The organism is Pantoea sp. GCM10028869, from assembly GCF_042666835.1.
In the GTDB taxonomy this organism is placed as follows: Bacteria; Pseudomonadota; Gammaproteobacteria; order Enterobacterales; family Enterobacteriaceae; genus Pantoea; species Pantoea leporis.
On the sequence record NZ_JBHTGO010000009.1, the window covers coordinates 125,820 to 144,314 of the forward strand.

Annotated in this window: 13 protein-coding genes; 6 read left to right on the forward strand and 7 right to left on the reverse strand. The window is 45.9% G+C overall.

The features are described from left to right. The first annotated feature begins 219 nt into the window (after window positions 1-219). From ACFQW4_RS20335 to ACFQW4_RS20360, 6 genes are all read left to right on the forward strand, one after another. Complete coding sequence (locus ACFQW4_RS20335; protein WP_137386407.1) at window positions 220-996, forward strand: ABC transporter permease; 777 nt, start codon at window positions 220-222, stop codon at window positions 994-996. After that, window positions 993-1,676: an ABC transporter ATP-binding protein gene (locus ACFQW4_RS20340; RefSeq protein WP_377727049.1), complete on the forward strand. Its 684-nt coding sequence runs from the start codon at window positions 993-995 to the stop codon at window positions 1,674-1,676. The genes ACFQW4_RS20335 and ACFQW4_RS20340 overlap by 4 nt, the downstream gene beginning before the upstream one ends. A 46-nt stretch (window positions 1,677-1,722) precedes the next feature. Beyond that, window positions 1,723-4,125: a glycosyltransferase gene (locus tag ACFQW4_RS20345; protein WP_377727052.1), complete on the forward strand. Its 2,403-nt coding sequence runs from the start codon at window positions 1,723-1,725 to the stop codon at window positions 4,123-4,125. Continuing rightward, window positions 4,122-5,042: a hypothetical protein gene (locus tag ACFQW4_RS20350; protein ID WP_377727055.1), complete on the forward strand. Its 921-nt coding sequence runs from the start codon at window positions 4,122-4,124 to the stop codon at window positions 5,040-5,042. The genes ACFQW4_RS20345 and ACFQW4_RS20350 overlap by 4 nt, the downstream gene beginning before the upstream one ends. A 71-nt stretch (window positions 5,043-5,113) precedes the next feature. Next, complete coding sequence (locus ACFQW4_RS20355) at window positions 5,114-6,217, forward strand: Stealth CR1 domain-containing protein (RefSeq protein WP_377727058.1); 1,104 nt, start codon at window positions 5,114-5,116, stop codon at window positions 6,215-6,217. Window positions 6,218-6,301: 84 nt separating this feature from the next. Continuing rightward, on the forward strand, window positions 6,302-6,943 hold the full coding sequence (locus ACFQW4_RS20360) for an acyltransferase (protein ID WP_192412055.1): 642 nt from the start codon (window positions 6,302-6,304) through the stop codon (window positions 6,941-6,943). Window positions 6,944-7,039: 96 nt separating this feature from the next. Here the strand turns inward: ACFQW4_RS20360 and ACFQW4_RS20365 are convergent, their stop codons facing one another. The 7 genes from ACFQW4_RS20365 to ACFQW4_RS20395 form a co-directional block, all read right to left on the reverse strand. Then, on the reverse strand, window positions 7,040-8,266 hold the full coding sequence (locus ACFQW4_RS20365) for a capsule biosynthesis protein (protein ID WP_377727062.1): 1,227 nt from the start codon (window positions 8,264-8,266) through the stop codon (window positions 7,040-7,042). A gap of 3 nt (window positions 8,267-8,269) precedes the next feature. Beyond that, window positions 8,270-10,300 carry a capsular polysaccharide biosynthesis protein gene (locus ACFQW4_RS20370; RefSeq protein ID WP_377727065.1) on the reverse strand — a complete coding sequence of 677 codons (2,031 nt, stop codon included), beginning with the start codon at window positions 10,298-10,300 and terminating at the stop codon, window positions 8,270-8,272. Between the two features lie 11 nt (window positions 10,301-10,311). Next, on the reverse strand, window positions 10,312-11,988 hold the full coding sequence (locus ACFQW4_RS20375; RefSeq protein ID WP_350261075.1) for a polysaccharide biosynthesis/export family protein: 1,677 nt from the start codon (window positions 11,986-11,988) through the stop codon (window positions 10,312-10,314). A 23-nt stretch (window positions 11,989-12,011) separates the two neighbouring features. Beyond that, window positions 12,012-13,160, reverse strand: coding sequence for a capsule biosynthesis protein (locus tag ACFQW4_RS20380; RefSeq protein WP_377727068.1), 1,149 nt, complete (start codon window positions 13,158-13,160; stop codon window positions 12,012-12,014). Window positions 13,161-13,650: 490 nt separating this feature from the next. Then, a complete protein-coding gene (locus tag ACFQW4_RS20385; protein WP_377727071.1) occupies window positions 13,651-14,877 on the reverse strand; it encodes an HlyD family type I secretion periplasmic adaptor subunit in 1,227 nt (408 codons plus the stop codon). After that, window positions 14,874-17,045 (reverse strand): type I secretion system permease/ATPase, encoded by a 2,172-nt coding sequence (locus ACFQW4_RS20390; protein ID WP_377727074.1) that lies wholly within the window; start codon window positions 17,043-17,045, stop codon window positions 14,874-14,876. The genes ACFQW4_RS20385 and ACFQW4_RS20390 overlap by 4 nt, the downstream gene beginning before the upstream one ends. Then, complete coding sequence (locus ACFQW4_RS20395; RefSeq protein ID WP_277974069.1) at window positions 17,042-18,493, reverse strand: TolC family outer membrane protein; 1,452 nt, start codon at window positions 18,491-18,493, stop codon at window positions 17,042-17,044. Before ACFQW4_RS20395 ends, ACFQW4_RS20390 begins: the two co-directional genes overlap by 4 nt. Window positions 18,494-18,495: the final 2 nt, after the last annotated feature.

Below are 18,495 nucleotides of genomic sequence, written 5' to 3' on the forward strand. Positions count from 1 at the left end.
ATTATCTTCATAGGAAGGCAGGCAATAATTTCATCGATTGAAAAGTAGCAAATACGATACAAATCAAATAACAACCCTTTTAATCAGCTAACTGTAGATGGCAAATCAACGCGACCATTCGAGTCTGCTTATTATCTATTATCTTATCTTCAGCGCATTGGTAACTGTTAAGCCAAGGGCGGTAGCATATCTATTAATCAAGAATACTGTGAGTTTTAAATGGCAAGAAGTGGATTAAATGTACAAAGCGCCACGATTAACGCATTGTTTTTTAGAGAGATAAGAACCAGATTCGGTAAGTTCCGTTTGGGGTATCTCTGGGCGATACTAGAACCATCAGCCCATTTATTAATATTGATGGCCATTTTTGGCTTCATCATGCATAGGACAATGCCAGACATTTCCTTCCCTGTATTCTTACTTAATGGGATCATTCCCTTTTTCATTTTTTCTAATATCTCTACTCGATCACTTGGAGCAATTGACGCGAACCAAGGCTTATTTAATTATCGACCGGTTAAACCCATCGATACTGTTTTAGCAAGGGCGATGTTAGAGACGATTATCTACGTAACTGTCTATATATTTCTGATGTTGATTGTTTGGGCTGCCGGGGAGTATTTTTCTGTGGCAAATCTACTGCAATTAGTGGGTGCATGGAGTCTTTTGATTATTTTCTCATGTGGCGCTGGACTCATTTTTATGGTGATAGGTAAAACCTACACAGAAACGCAGAAGCTTTTGCCAATTCTCCTTAAACCGCTCTATTTCATCTCGGGAATAATGTTTCCACTGCACGCAGTGCCGAAAGATTACTGGCCATTTCTACTCTGGAATCCCATTCTACATGTGGTGGAACTTAGCCGAGCAGCCGTGATGCCGGGCTATAGTAGCGAAGGCGTCAGCCTCGTTTATCTCGCCATTCTCACACTAACGACATTATTTTTGGGGCTTGCCATCTATCGCACCCGTGAAGAGGCAATGCTGACCTCATGATTAAGATTGAAAATCTCACAAAGTCGTACCGCACCTCATCAGGCCGGCACTTCGTGTTTAAAGATTTGAACCTCACTCTGCCAGGTGGAAAAAGTGTGGCGTTGGTTGGCCGAAATGGCGCAGGTAAATCAACATTACTGCGCATGATTGGTGGTATTGACCGGCCTGATAGCGGCGCAATCACTACCAATAAAACGATTTCCTGGCCGGTTGGCCTTACTGGCGGTTTTCAGGGCAGTCTTAGCGGTAGGGAAAACGTTAAATTCGTCGCGCGTTTATATGCCAAACATAGTGAGATGAAAGAGAAAATAGATTTTGTTGAGTCATTTGCTGAATTGGGTAAATACTTCAATATGCCGATCAAAACTTATTCATCCGGAATGAAATCAAGATTAAGTTTTGGTTTAAGCATGGCTTTTGATTTTGATTATTATCTTGTGGATGAGGTCACCGCGGTAGGTGATGCGCGCTTTAAAGAAAAATGCTCAAGGATGTTCCAGGAACGACATAAAAGTGCGAGTTTTTTGATGGTGTCGCATAGCTTAAGTACGCTCAAAGAGTATTGTGACGCAGCTATTTTCATTGGTAGGGATAATCATGTCAATTATTATGACTCGGTAAATGATGCTATTGAGGCTTACTTAAGAAGTGAAAATAACAAAAAAACTATTCCAATATAAATAACACTGCTGATCATTTTACAACAATCTATTTTAGGTAAGAGAAATGAAGGGAATCGAACATCAAGATTTGTTGATACTCATTGGAGAAAAAGGAGGGCTGCAAGCCCGTGATAATGGCTTTTGTTATTTTCAGCATAGAATGAAGTCAGGATTTAAAAACACTTTTTTCATTTATAGCAAACAGAATATCGACATAGAAAAACTTTTACCTTTTAATAAAAACATCGTACTTAAGGATAGCAAAAAACATCATAAGATATTTTATGATGCAGACTACCTCCTGCTTAATGACGGATATCTTGATACTTTCCCCTCTTTTAATAAAAAACCATTAGAAAAGGGCTGGGCTCCCATCGTATACCTTCAACACGGAATCATATCTTACAAGAGAATATTCATATTTAAAGGTCACTACAACGGTAGAATAAGATATTTTAGCACTTCGTTGAAGTCAGAGAAAAATATCGTTATCAATACACTACAAACACAAAAAGATATTAACCAAACAAAAAGATTAGCCATCAAATACAAAATACCACACTACGATGACTTTTTTTCCAGGAATAACCTGGAAGATTTCTATATCTTGCTACTCCAGCGATATTACGTTAACAAAAATTCTGTTGAGGTAGATGATTTACAGGCGCTAAAGAAACTCATACTGAATATTGGTTTCCTCGACAAAAGAGTGATCAATAGTGGCTTGTCGCGACATGAGCTACTACCAATGAAGAAGAAAAATGAAAAAAACATATTATTCTTTTTTACCTGGCGTGAAGAGTGGACAAAACCTGGCGATGACAATCCATTTTTAGACATAGTCCAGCAGATTAAAAAAAGCCAAGGAATAATAGATTATGCAAATAAAAGAAATTTAAACATTGCATTTTATTTGCATGAAAAAATACTCCATCTTAAACCAATGATAGAAAAACTCTTTGATGGGGCTATTTCATTTGTCGGGCACGATGACTTTTCAGTAGTATTAAAAGATACTGCTGTTTGCATAACAGATTACTCATCAATTGCCTTTGAATTTAACCTGATAAAAACACCGGTTATTTTCCTACAATTTGACTATGATAATTACAAGTTTGAACGAGGTCATTTTTTAAAATCCCCCTATGAATTCAACGGTTCAGTCGTGCGTACTATTGATGAACTTGAAGACCTATTTTCAGACAAAAGCATTGATTTCAAGATCAAACATCGAGCCAGAAAGAATTTCCTTAAAGTCATCCGTGATTATGAAAATTTCAATAAAACCAATAAATTTCTGGATAAAGTGATTGCCAATAAACAACAGCACATTGTTTACTGCTGTTATAATATCTATGGCGTAGGTGGAACAGTACAAACAGTCATAAACCAGACAAATTATCTGGTTTCTGTTGGCTATCAGGTATCCATTATCTCAATGCGGCGCACCAGTGATACACCTAAGCTACAACTTGATCCCAGTGTACGTATTGAATATCTCAATGACGCACGCAGCAATGGCAAGTTCCGCACAAAGCTGGATAATCACCTCGCTCAATATTCTTCAAAGATTTTTAAAAAATCAGAAGATCTTTATAATGGCTTATCTTTGCTGACAGACTTCAAACTGGTAAGCATTTTAAAAACTATTAAGAACGCAATAATTATAGGCACATTCCCAGGCCTATGTGTGAATATCATCAAGCATGCCCATAAGTCGAATAAAGTCATTGTTCAAGAACATCGTGAATTTAGCTCACACTCTAAAGAAATACAGATAACTTTGTTAAGAAACTATCCTAAAGCTTACAAGGTACTTACTCTCACCTCTTTTCAAAAAGAAGAGTACAATGCTCAAGGAATTAGTAAGGTTACCCCCATTCCAAATGGACTCGAAGATAAGTTTCCACTAATTTCACAATCGGGTAGGGATACTCAGAAGAAAAGAATTGTTTCTTTTGGTCGTTTGATTGAGTTAAAACAATTCAATTTATTAATAGAATCTTTTGCAAAAATATCAAAAAAATTCCCAGATTGGATTTTAGATATTTTTGGTGACGGTGATGAAAAAGAAAACCTTATCAATCAAATTGCAACGCTAGGTTTAACATCACAAGTTACCATTCATCCACCGACATCATTAGTTTATGAAGAGATCTACAATAGTGCATTCTGCGCACTCACATCTGCTAAAGAAGCTTTTGGGATGGTCTATATTGAAAGCTTTAGCATGAGCAAACCTGTGGTTAGTTATGATATAGGCTATGGTCCTAAAGATTTCCTGGTGAATGAATATAACGCTTTAGTTTCTCCCTGTTTTGATACTCAACACTTTGCCATGAACATGGAAAGACTTATGGCTGATGAGAACTTACTCAGTCAACTTGGAGAGAACAGTCGAAAAACCTATCTTGAAAAATACGAAATATCTAAAGTTATGGATAAGCTATTAAAGGAGTGTGAATGATGACTAAAACATCAAAATTATTAAATACCCCCGGTCTTTTCGTTAAGGATGCTTTTAAGAATATTCTGGGTGGAAGATCAAAAGAAATAATTAATGCAGTAAACACAACGCCAACGGTTGAAACAATCACTGAGCCTCCATTACTAAAATATGATAATGAAAAATTAAACATTCATTTAATAGTCATCGACACCGTAAGTGATAAAATAAAATTCAAAGAAAGCTTAATAAGGTATCAGTATCGCAGTATTATTAAGTACACTAATTTTAAAAGTCTCTCATACATTAGCCAAAGTATAATAAGCAACAACAGTGACATAAGTGTTTTTAAAAACTACAGTGACGCCTTCAAAAACAAGATAAGAAACATCAGTCCAAAACGAGAGTTATTTATATTTATAGATTTGAACTTTCTATTCCTTAAGAAGGTTACGAATAAAGATTTTATATCTCCAACGGGTATTCCTTATACTTTCATTAAGAATAAAAAAAGAAACATCGACCGAGTAAAAAACACCTTTGCAGAACACTTCTGTGAATTTGATTATAATTTTTCACCCGCTGAAAAATTCTGTTGCGTTGATAATATGCAACTTTGTCATTACAACAACATACTTGAGTCTGTCAGTAACCCACATGATTACTTATTCGAGTTCTTACCCATTTCTAACACTATGACTAAGGGAGAGCAAAGTATAATTAAATCACCCATTCAGTTTGCCCTGCTTGATAGAGGATATGAAGAAAAATTCATCTGGATACAATCTGTGCATGGCTCGAAAAGATGTCCTCTCGCCGTAACATTCAACAAGATGAATGATAAAAACGATGACTATGCTATGTTTTTAGATACGATTGTTCCTCATGTTTCACGTGACGAACACTATTTATCCGTGAAGCAGGAATTGAGTCATTAAAATAAAAAAATAAATTAGTCCATTCTCAAAAATCACAGGGTGGATTAATTTTAAAAATGAAACCCAATAAGATGCTAACTATTTCTCTTAGAAAAATCAGGAAATTCAAAAGAGCACCAATACTCTTTTTGAGAGATTACCTATTAAAACGACACCCTTTAATCTTAAATCATAACAATATAATCAATGCAACAGAAGGTATTATTGTTAGTGCTTTACAAAACTCAATAGCTTCCTTCAAACCTGCCTTCAAAATCGATGTTGTATACACCTGGGTCGATGCAAATGATTCAGCATGGTTGCAAAAAAAAAGGCTGCACAGCAATGCAGACATATCATATGCACTTTATGCAACTGAAGAATCAAGATTCAGTAACCATAATGAACTCTATTACTCTCTACTCAGTATTGAAAAAAATATACCGTGGGTAAACAGGATATTTATAGTCACTGACCATCAAACACCATTAATTCCAGATAGCCTCAAGGATAGAGTGGTGTTAGTTGATCATTCCGAAATCATCCCACAACAATATCTGCCTACATTTAACTCACATGTAATTGAAGCTTACCTATACAAAATTAAGGGATTATCAGAACACTTTATTTACTTTAACGATGACTTCTTTGTTGCTCAAAAAAACAACCCTGAGCATTTCTTCAAGTCAAATGGGATAGCGAGTTTATTTGTCAGTAACAAAAGCACTTCATATTCTTCAGGTAAAGAAAGAACAACAGCAACGTTATCAGCATGTCAAAATTGTAACGGTATTTTCGAATCAAAATTTGCTGTTCGATTTGAGAATACACTGACTCATACGTATGTACCTTTGATTAAATCTGTTTTTGAAGAAAGTACGTCTATGTTTCAACATGAAATCGCTGCATTTTCCAGAAACAAATTCAGAGCGACGAATGACTTGAATGTTGCTACCTTCCTCGTTCCATATCATCAATATATTCTGGGTAAATCCGCGCCGAATCTGGACATCTGTTTTTATTTTAATATCCGTTCTCCTGCATCAGGCAGTTTCTATCGAGCGCTTATTAATGGCAAAAAAGACAATAATCTCCCACATTCATTTTGTGCGAATGACTTTAGCTCTAATGAATTTAATCATGATGGTTACAGTGAAAGATTAAATGAATTTCTATCATCATTTTTTATCTCGTAAAGTCATGACGTAAAAAGAATGACAAAGCTTCTTTATAGTGATTGCAATCGAAAAACACTTAAAATGAATAGGATCAACGTTGTTATGAATGATAGTTATGAGAAACAGATTGCAAGCTTCATTGCAGCAGGAAATGTTGTTATAGGTAAACCCGAAAAAGTTTTAGGTGATTTCAGTCTAAATTTTCAATCAGGTAAGAACTCCAGCATTACTTTCAGCGAAGGATGCATATTAAATAATGTATCTATTAATATGGAAAATGGTAACGGTGAATGGAAAGTTGGTAAAAAAACCTACATTCGCGGACGTTACTTTATTGGTGCTGGATCTAAAATTGAAATCGGAGATCAAACAGCAATGAATCGTCATGTACTTATTGTTGCTACTGAAGGCGCATCAATCACCATAGGCAAGGATTGCCTCTTCTCTGACATAACGATGTCTACGACAGATTGGCATTCAATCATTGATGATATGACTGGAGAAAGAATAAATCCTGCCAAATGTATTGTCATTGAGGATTCAGTATGGCTGGGTGAGAATGTCACAATTCAAAAAGGCATTACGATTGGAAAGAATAGTATAATTGGCTCAAAAGCTTTAGTGACAAAAACCATTCCGCCAGGAAGTTTAGCCGTTGGTATTCCTGCAAAAATAATCAGAGAAAACGTCAGGTGGCAGCGTGCACTCATTCCTATGGACTTCCTGCCAGCAGAACCTTACTAAACAACGTGGACTAATATTGAATGGGAACCCGCAATTGACGAACCATGCTGCGCCTGAGTGTCAGCATGGCGTTAATTAACAACGCTGAAATTGAGCTCATTTAAAGTTTTGCACATCTTCTAATTCATACCAAACTTTACTCGAAAATACGTTCCATTGGTAATAATGGATATTAACTTGCGTCTGGCAGGTCAAATGTGACATAAAATTTTTGAACAAATAATCATCTGTAGTAAATTTATCCCGCCAAAAAAAATCCAAACCCGACTGAAACGTAACTCCTCGAATGTCGTACAATGCCTCTCCCATCACTTTTAACCGCTTACCATGCATTAACGCTAAAATTCCTGCGGTGCTGTTAATCGTAACCACACCTTGAGCATGTGAAATTAATTCCCGCAAAGGGAGATCATGAATATAAACTACTCTATCTATAATATTTAAACGCTTGCAGAGCTCGTTGATCAGCGCTGCGTAATTGCGATGCCCGCAATCCATTGGATGATGTTTAATCACCAGATAAGTATCCGCTGGTGCATGCTGCGCAAAAGAGCACATTACCTCACGGATATAATCCCGCACATCATTATAAGGGCTATGATGCTCTATTTGGCTGTCATTATAAACCTGTAAAATCGCCAGGTAATAGCGCTGATCTAGCTCAATCGTTAATCTATTAAGTATATATCTCTGCTTAAATTGATATAATGTCTTGCGCCACCCAGCCCGAAACCAATATGTGGCTTCGCGCCAAGGTGAAAATGGTTTATGGTGACAATATTGGTCAAAGGTATGTCGATAATACCAGCTAATGAAGTAATACCAACTGGCATGCGCCATCCTGCGGATTTTAGATGGATAACATGCCTCTATTTTCGCTGCTGGCTGCGCCAGTAGCTGTCGATAGAACTCAGCATCGCGCGGCAATGAAGAGTTGCCATTGACACCGCCCTCCTCGAGCGTAATAAAATTTGGTCGCAGATATCCTTCTTCGAATACGAAAAATCTTACCCCTTGCGTATGCGCCCAGCCCTTCGCTACCTTATGTAGCGTCCGGCAATCGCCAAAGCATAAAATCGTATCAAATTCATAATCCCGCTTAACTTGGTTGAGCCAAGCCGAAAACTCCTTTTCTGTTTGCATGAACGCGAGGTATTTACGTTTACGGCAATAGAAGCGGTCGCCGCCGTTGAATACGACATTCACGGCTTCACGCCCTAATGACTCCAGCCAATAAGCCATGTCATTAAAGAAAGGTCCCATTGGCCCTTGCAACAACAGGAACTGCTTTCCTTTTAGCAGCTTTTTAATAGCTTCACTCATGGTTTAAAATGCTAACTTAACCTTAATAAACATTGATAACTTTTTTCCCATCCGCATAAGTCTGTCTCGCCAATTTTTATCAATCACCATATTTGCTCGTGGTGTGTTGATGAGAATTTCAATGGCTTCTTCGACTGAAATAGCATCCAGTCGTAACGGATGAATATAAGTTGGATAGGCAATTAATGCTTGATAGATCAAATCGTAAAGGCCTAACTGTTTCACACGGCGGAAACAATCATGCTCGTCATATGTTAATCCCCATCCAGCATAGAATGGCATGCCGTAGCAGTACACGCGTTTGCCATGCAATAAAGCTTCGAATCCTGAAAGCGATGTCATGGTATGTACTTCATTGGAAACCTGAATACATTGAATAATGTCTGCATCCAGCGCCTGATAATCAGCATATTGATTAATTTCTCTATCAGTAATATGCCCTTTGCGGTTGCCTACTACTACATCTGGATGTGGCTTGTAAATAATGTATGCCGCAGGATTACGCTCCCGTACGGTTCGTAACAAATCCCGATTAGTACAGATTGTAAAGGTGCTGGTCTGAATAGATGCATCATTTTCTACCTGGCCTGGCACTAATAATACACGTTTCCCTTTTGAATCGGCTGGCAAAATAAAATCAACGCCAAGATTGTATTTACTGATTCTGTTATTTACGAGCCGATGATGAACCTTCCTCGCCCGCGAACATTGAGCATCGGTTAATTCACTTTCATTGAGCAACATCTCTAAATCACTGGGTCGCGTGGCATCGTAATAAATACCACGTTTATCCAATACCAAGGATAACGGCGGCATAAGATCTGAACCCAGGCCTGAAGAGCGTAAAAAACCATCTTCCATCCGCCAAACAGGTAATTGTTGGGCTTGCGCTTTTTCCAACCAACGCTGCTCGCCAGCAATTCCCCATACCACACACGCGGTAGCCAGCTTATTACTTTTTGAAAAACTCAACGTATTGGTAGCGGTACGCAAAAACGGTTTAAGGATAGTGTATTTCCACATCGATAGACCCGGCGCCCAAAGGTGTCCGATACGTGGTAGCTGATAGTTGCGTTGCAATTGGATCCAATGCAAAACATCAAACAGCGTTGCGGGCTCGCCGGTCAACGGGTGGATATAGCGGCTATAGCGCAAGTAGGCCGCCGCAAACAGTTGCTCAAGCGTAGCGTTACCACGCCGTTCACTTAGCTGCTTAGCTTGTGGATGGCGATCGTCGGTCAATCCCCAACCGGCATACCAGGGTTGGCCAAAGCACGTCACAGGTTTACCTGCCATCAATGCTTCAAATCCATACTGCGAAGTCATGACATAGACACGTGAGACATGCCGCAACAGAGATTGTGGGCTCACATCATCAGCCATGAGATGTATGCGATGCGTGGATTGGAAGGAGTGGTAATATCCCGACTTCTTGCCTTGTAGTACGTCCGGATGGACCTTTATCCACACCACGGCACCAGGATTTTCCCGTATCGCCGCCTCTAACATCAGGTCAAAATTATTCGGCCCCGCATTGCCATAGGTTACGGACATGTCACCTAGCGTTTGGTCAATAACCAATACCACATTGCTGGTTGCACATGCTCCTGCAATAAAAGGCGGGGCCTGATTATATTTCGATAAATCTTGCTCAACGATGATGCTCATTGCTCGTTTGGCGTCATCGGCAAGCCGTTGATTAACTGCTCTTTCCTGGATCATCTTCTCTAACTCGCTGGGCCGGTTAGCATCGTAATAGATCCCCAATCTATCCAGCACCAGTGAAAAAGGTGGCGCGCCATTAACGCCAAGATCCAGCGAGCGGATATAGCCATCTTCCAGTCGCAGCACTGATTTTCCTACACCACGCGCCCACGCCACCGGCTGACGTGTATTGGGACGATATCCCCACACTGCAATGGTGGTCACTGCATCGGCGACAGGCCGTTGCAGCGATAATTTCTGGCACGGCTGGGCCAGGAAATTACGCAAAAATGGAATTCGCCAGATGCCCGAAGAGAATATACCAATCATCACGATGAACCTTACAGCGTAAGAACCACTTTCGCCGCAACGGCTAATTGATACAGGATGGTGGAAATGCCGCGCGTCACTTCGATGCTCTTCGATTCATACTTCGGCAGCACCATTAACTCATCACCTGGATTCAGCGCACCGACATCTTCCGCGTCTTCAGCCGCGCCGTTCTGGCGAATAACGATGACGCGCGCATTGCCGGACTTCTGCGTAAAGCCACCACTTTTGGCGATGTAATCTTTCGCGCGTAAGCCTTTCTCCCAACTCACTGCATTCGGGAACAGCACTTCACCATGTACCAGCACCAGTGAGGTTTTCTGAGGAATGCTAATCACATCACCATCTTCCAGCAGGGTGGCCGCGAGGTTTTTCTCGTTCAGAATGACTTCACCTTTTGGCACGACCTGACGCGCTTTCGCCACAAATCGGCTGACCAATTGCGCTTCCTGGAAGCGAAGACCAGCCTCCTCCTTGGTGGATGATTGCGCAGAAAGCGAGGCTTCCTCTAACTTCTGCAACGCCAGGTTCATCATCTCTTTCTGGCGGGAGGCCACGGAGGGACGATACAGCTTGATGGCACTCATCTGCGACATACTATTAGGTCGAATCTGCTTCAACACCGCCTGCATGTTGGATCCGTAAGGCAGTACCATCGCGTGTTCACCTGAGTGTGCGCCTTCAACGCGGACCTGAATCGTGCTGGCATAGCGATCGGTGCTCACAATCAGTCTGTCACCATCTTGCAGGAAGCGGCCGGTCGCCTCGCGAATTGGATAATATTCGCTGCGCTTTGCTAAACCTTGCTGGCGCACAATAGTAATATGCGTCGCACCCGGTTTGACTCGCGCCCAGCTCAAAGCTTCGGTGACAGGAATAGTGCTATTGCGAAATTCAAAGTTATAGCTATTAAATACATCGCCTTGCACATTGAACGTATGCTGACGCGGCCCGACCACAATGGTGTCGCCGTCGGCAAATTGTGATAATCCCAATTTACCGTTAAGCAAAAAATCATACAGGTTGATATTGGATCGCACTTTATTGCCACGTTTCACTGCAATATCGACGTAACTTCCACGTTCAGGATCAACGCCGCCTGCTTTAATCAAATAGTTCAATAGGGAATCCGACGTCACGCCGCCATATAAACCCGGGCTGTGGACAAACCCGGTGACGTAGACTTTCACAGGCTGTGCCTGTAATAGCGATGCATACACACTGACGTTGGCTTGGTAGACCTGCTTCACTTTGCTGGTAATTAACGCGTTTAGCTGGCTGTTACTGATGCCAGCAACTTTTACCGGCCCCACATTTGGCAGGAAAATGTTGCCTTTGGGATCAACCTGCAACGCGCCGTCAAAAGTAAATGCGCCCCATAAACGCACCTGAATGCTATCTCCTGGATTCAGGATATAGCCGGGATTGAAACCTACGCTTGCCCCGTTCTCTCCGCTATTGCCATTAAACAGCTGGGCACCAAACATACGGCTAAGTACCACAGGTGCAACTGGCACAGGCGTATCATCAAATCCGCTGTTATTGCTGCTGATATTTACCGGTGCCGAATTGAGCAAAGATTGTGTTTTAACGCCGGTTAAGTTTGCATCAGAATTAATATTTAAGGCCGCATTGGCCTGCGCAGTGAAGCAAGCTGCGATCATTACAAATGATTTTAAAATTTTCATAACAGACTCATTCTGCGACAGCATTAATCCCGATGATCTTCAATCACTGCCAATAACAGTTTCAGGGTGCCAAACATTAAGCAGCACACCAGCAACCAGCAGGCGATCAAATACGGAATGTTGGGGAAAGTGGACTCTTGCGGCTGCTGCGGTGAACTGATCACCGAAAGCACTTTCAGTTTGCGAGCGGCTTCCACGCGTGTTTTTTCGATAGAGGTCAGCGCAAGCTTGTAAAGCTCATTATCAAAGGTGACACGCGATCTAATCTCTTCAAACTCCACCGCCATGCGGTTAAGTTTGTCGCCCTGCGGCGCGGTGATTTTGCCTTTCTCGTTATCGATCTGCGCCTGCATCGAGGCAATGGCGTTACGTACGCTGACAACTTGCGCAGCGTCATCACGCAGATAGGTCAGCAGAGTACGCAGCTCCGCTTCCATCTGGATCTTCTGCCCCATCAGCGTGTTAACCAGTGAACTGGCTGCTAACGCTTGCGCTTCAGGATCCAGCACATTGTTGCTGTTCTGATACGCCAGCAGCTCGGATTTACTGTTATTCAGGCGTGAGCGGGACTTTTCCATCTCCTTTTCCGCAAAGGTCAGCTGATCACGCGCAATACGGTGCGACAACTCATTAATGAAGCGTTCGGACTCTTTCAGCACCGCTTTATTAAAGTTAAGGGCAAAGTCCGGCGTAAAGCCTTGCGTGCGAATAGCCAGCAATCCCGCTTTATCGTCATACGTTACGCTGAGACGTTCACGATAATAACGCAGGAATTTTTCGGCAGTTTCATCAGGAGACAGATGGTGCAAGAAATCCAGCCCGCTTTGGCTGAAGGCTTGACGGAAATTAAGTTGTTTATCTAGCACTGCCAGCATATCCGGCGAATTGATGTACTCCTTTAAGTAGAGTGCATCTTCCACCGAACTGGGATTAATCGCCCCTAACAACAAGCCAAAATTCACGCTATTGCTGGCAAGATCATCTGAGCGTTTAATCGCGACTTTGGATTCGCTCACAAAACGCGGCTGACTGAATATTGCCAGATAAATAATCAGCAACGTCATTGGGAGAAAAATGATCGCTTTTCCGAGGTGCCGTTTAAGATTGGCGAAAGAAACAACGCCTAATCTTTTTTCAAATTTTGATAAGGTGGAATTCTCTTTTATTAACATGGAGCAATCATCAAATATTCATAAGCGTGCCGTAGCACATCATTGAGGTTCGGCCTGCGGCTCTGCGCATTAATAACCCTGCCGCCCCTCGAGGAAAATCCAATATTTCGTGATGTTTTTTGGTGACGAATTGCAGCGTATTAAAGAAAAGTACCGCGTCCGTCTTCCCGCGCTCGAAAATAAAACCACATTGATTTGTTCATAATTTCATGTGCGTAACGTATCAAAGCGCTCAGCTTAGCGTTAAGCGCACTTAGCGCCTTTGAGAAACGGCTTGTTATCGTTCACTTCGGGAAACCCTTTTCTCTAATAACAAGCCAGCTCAAGACATTTCTTGCTGTAATTAATTATATAAGTGCGGGATTTGATATTTAACGGTTCGTGTAATAGTTACCAAAACTTCATGGTGCCCTCATCAATCACCCAAATAAAAAACCGCCGTTTCCTGAGGAAAACAGCGGTTTTAAACTAACGCGTTATACCGTTCCAATCAGCGTTCGCGCATCGCCTCTTGCGCTTTGTTAAACGGCTTAATCAGATAATCCATCACCGTCTTCTCACCGGTCTTGATATCCACGGTAGAAACCATGCCGGGACTGATGGAGAAGCGCTTACCGGCTTTATTCTGCACGTAGTCGTTATCGGTGCGGATAAACACGCGGTAATAGTAAATTTCCGGTTTCACCTCATCCTGAATGGTATCTGGCGAGATGCTCTCCACCACGCCGTTCAGGCCGCCATAAATGGCGTAGTCATACGCCGAGATCTTCACCACCGCCCGCTGGCCGGGACGGATAAAGGCGATATCGCGCGGTGACAAACGCGCTTCAATCAGCAGACGATCGTTCATCGGCACAATGTTCATCAGCTCGCCATTCGGTGGGACCACGCCGCCCACGGTGGAGACTTTGATGTTTTTTACGATGCCGCGCATCGGCGAACGGATGGTCAGTCGCGTCACCGTGTCTTCACGCCCTTTCACCACTTGCGCCATGCTGTCGGCTTCGGCGTTGGCTTTCGCCAGCTCCTCACGCGCCTGCACGTAATATTGCGAACGCATATCGGTGAGTTTCAGCTCCAGATCTGATTTATCGCGCTGCAAACGCAGCACTTCCACGCTACTGGCGGCACCGGTTTTGGCCAGACGCTGCGTGATGGCCAGCTCGCGGTTAGCCAGCGCCAGCGACTCTTTAAACTGCGCAGTCGCATCCGTGAGCTGTGCGCGGCGGGTTTTATACAGCCGCGTTTCTGACGCCATCAGATCGGGGAACTCATTCAACTCTGCCGGGAAACTCAGCGGCTGATCGTTCACTTCCGCATTGAGACGCGCGGCGGCAGCCAATGCCGCACGATAGCGTGCCGCACTTTCGCCGACGTTGGATTGCGAGCGCGTGGCATCGAGGCGCGCCACCACTTGCCCGGCCTGCACCTGATCGCCTTCGTGCACATACAGCTCGGTGAGGATGCCGCCTTCCAGCGATTGCAGCACCTGATCGCGCGAGCTGGGGATCACTTTGCCGGTGCCGGTTGAGACTTCATCCAGCACGCCAAACCAGGCCCAGATCACCGTAACGAGGATCAGTGCGGTGCTGATGACGATCAGCCGCACTGCGCCGGTGTAATGGGTTTCTGATCGCAGCTCGCCGAGCAGATCGTCGGAAGAATCCACTTCTGCCGCCGTCACTAAGCGCAGTTTTGCCGGTAATTGTTTGATCATGATTGCGCCTCCGGCAGGCTGCCGTTAGCACGCGGTGCCGGCAAGGCGTTCTCTTTCGGGCTGTCCATCACCAGTTGTCCCTCTTTCAGCACCAGCACACGATCCACTAGCGCGAGGATCGCCGCACGGTGCGTCGCCACGATCAAGGTGCGCCCGTTGAGCCACTGACCGAGACGTTCGATAAACTCTTTCTCGGTGTGATCGTCGAGCGCCGCCGTCGGTTCATCCAGCAGGATGATGTTGGGATCGCGCAGCAGCATACGCGCCAGCAGCAGCGACTGACGCTGTCCGCCCGAAAGCCCAACGCCGCCTTCCATGATCGGATGGTCGAGGCCGAGTGGCAGACGACGAATGAAATCTGCGCCGCCGCTGACGGTGAGCGCGCCAAAGATGGCATCATCGGTGGCGTGCGCCGCGCCCATGGTGAGATTCTCGCGCAGCGTGCCGTGGAACAGCCGCGCATTTTGCGTTAGCAGGCCAACGTTACGCCGCACATCGGCCACATCAATGTGCGGCAGGCTAAGGTTATCCAGCCGCAGTTCACCGCCGACCAGATCGATGCCGCCAATCATCGCCTGCAGCAAGGTCGATTTGCCCGAACCGTTACGTCCCAGTACCGCAATGCGCTCGCCCGGTTTGATGGTCAGGCTTTTAATGCGCAGCGCGATGTTCATCGAATCGGTGTAGTAACGGAACATTGCGTCGGTGAACTGGTAGTGACCAAACAGTACCGGCGTGTGGATCCGCGTTTCGTCTTTGCTGTTTTCCACCGGCAAATTCATCAGCGCATCGAGGCTGCCTTTCGCCGCCTTCACCTGCTGCCAGCGCGCCAGCACGCCACACAGCGTGGCCATCGGCGCAATCATGCGCGAGGAGAGCAGCGACGCCGCCACAATCGCACCGGTGGTAATATCGCCGTTGATTACCATCGGCGCACCGATCACAATCACGCTGGCGTATACCAAACCCTGCACCGTCACGCCCCAGGTAATCAGCGAGTGCATCACTTTGCGCATCTCCACGCCGGATTGCGCGGTAATGCGAATGTAGCTGTTCCACTGTTGCAGGAAGCGATCTTCCGCCTGCATCAGCTTGATATCTTCCAGCCCTTGCACGCTCTCCACCAGCACCGCATTTCGCAGCGTCGACTCTTTCAGGTTCTGCTGCGCCAGCTTCGCCAGCTTCTTCTGGCTCAGCACGCCTGGCAGGATCATCAGCAGCACCGCCACCGGCGCAATCCACGCCAGTTGCGGCGCGATAATCGCCATCACCAGCATGAACAGCAGGAAGAACGGCATATCGACAATCGAGGTGACCGTGGTGGACGTGACCATTTCGCGGATCGCCTCTAGCTCGCGCAACTGCGAGATAAAGGTGCCGGTCGAGCGCGGCACCGCGCTGTTACGCAGCCGCAGCGCGTGACCAAATACCCGATCGGAGACGCGCATATCGGCACGCTTGCCCAGCAGATCGGTCACGTGATCGCGCCCAACGCGCAGAATATAAGTGAACACCACCGAGATGATCACGCCGATATACAGCACATACAGCGTGGGATAGGACTGCGCCGGAATCACCCGATCGTACACCTGCATTGAGAAGATAATGCCGACCAGCGCCAGCAGGTTAATCAGGAAGGATCCGAGCATCACGTAGCCATACGGCCGCAGATCGTGCAGCACCAGACGGCGCAGCCAATCCGGTTTTACCGTGGCGAGATAGCGATCGACGCGGCTATCTTTGGCGGCGGTAACCGGACGCAGCGCGGCGGCAAAGCGGATTTCCGGCAGCAACGTCTCCAGCGCAATCGGTGCGGGCTGTTCATCACCGGCAAAATGCACCCGCACGTCATCGTCGCCATCAAACTGGGTGATAACGCCCACCTGACCGTCGGCCAGCTCGATTGCTAGCGGTAAGCGCCAACTGGTGATCTCCCACTTATTCTCTTCATATAATTGCAGCGATAAACCGGCCTGGCGCGCCAGATGGCGTAACGCTTTATCGCGCGACTGTTTGCCCTGCCATTCGGCAGCGGCCATGATCATGCCCGGCGAACAGGGCAAGCGATAATGGCTGGCGATCAGGATGATTGCGGTGGCCCATCCGTGTAAGGGCGCGTTTCCCCCGGACGCGCTATCAGGCGCGTCGGGAATCTGTAATTGCGTCATGGCTGGATCTCCACGGACTGGATCCGCTGATTATTCAAAGCAAACGCCGACCGCATATGCCCGGTGCTGTAGAGACAATCGAGCTGCAGTGAGCGTAACTGGCTGATGGTTTGCTGCAATGTGAAACGGGTCTGGAACACTTCCTGCTCGGCGTTGAGCACGTCCAGCAGCGGACGGGTGCCGAGTTGCAGATACTGATCCTGATAGAGCGACTGGGTTTTCTCGCCCAGCGTCTGTTGCCGTCCCATGATCGCCAGGCTGAGCGCCAGGCTTTGCGACGCGTTCTGCGACTCGCTTAGCTGCTGACGCGCTTTAAGCCGCGCCGAGTTGACGGCCGCATTGGCGGCCTGCAATGCATTGGCGGCCGCGTCCCGGCTGGCGGTGATGCCGCCGCCCTGATAGAGCGGCATTTCCACTTTCACAAACGCCGAATATTGGGTGCGATCCAGCGATTCGCTGCCGGAGTAGTGATTATTGAGATAATGCGTCACCTGCGGTTCCAGCGAGATGGTTGGCATGTTTTGCGCGTTAGCATTATCGAGTTTGGCCTGCGCCTGATTGGCCTGCGCCCAGGCCGCCAGCACCGACGGATTGAGCTTGTCATCGGCTTTCGCCACCTGACAGGACTGGGTGAGTTTGGTGGGAAAATCGTCGCTGACCTTTTTCACCAGCGGCCAGCCAAGATAGGTTGCCAGCGTGGCGCGCCAGCGGTCGAGGTTGGCTTGATACTGCGTTAGGGTGGTACGCGCGCCTTCGATACGCGCATCAGTTTGGGTGGCATCCGAAAGCGACGCCGCGCCCTCTTCATTACGCTGGCGCGCCAGATCGCCAATCTTACTCAGCGCCGTGAGCTGCTCACGCGCAATTTTGACCAGTTGCTGATAACCCTGCACTTCCACCAGCGCCGCAGCCGTATCGTGCGCCACGGTATCAATGCTCACCAGCACGTTGGCCTGCTCCTGCGCCACGCCCGCTTCGGCGGAACGCACCGAACTGCTGACCTTGCCAAAGTCATATAACATCTGTGAAACCGACAGCACAAACGACGGGCTGAAGCCCTTTTCGCTGTAAGCATTGCTGTAGCCGTTGTTCATGCCGGCACTGATTTGTGGATAGTATTTGGCTTTCGCCACATCAACCTGATTGGCCTGCTCCAGCATTTTTCCCACCGCCTGAGCGATATCGGGATGCCACTGAATGGCGCGCTGTACCGCCTGGTTGATGGTGAGAAAGTCGGGGACGTTGGCGAGGGCGGGTTCCGCCACTTCACCGGTTAATGAAGGCAGTTCTTGCTGTTGCGCTAAACCTGCTGAGGTGATGTGCCCCGCCCGGGTTAACGCGTCACTGGCCGCTAAAAGTGGAGAACTGTAAAGTAAAGCCATGCCCGCACAGAGAACGCTGAGCTTAAACGAACGGCGAAAAGTTGCGCCTGAGTGCATCAGTTCCATCG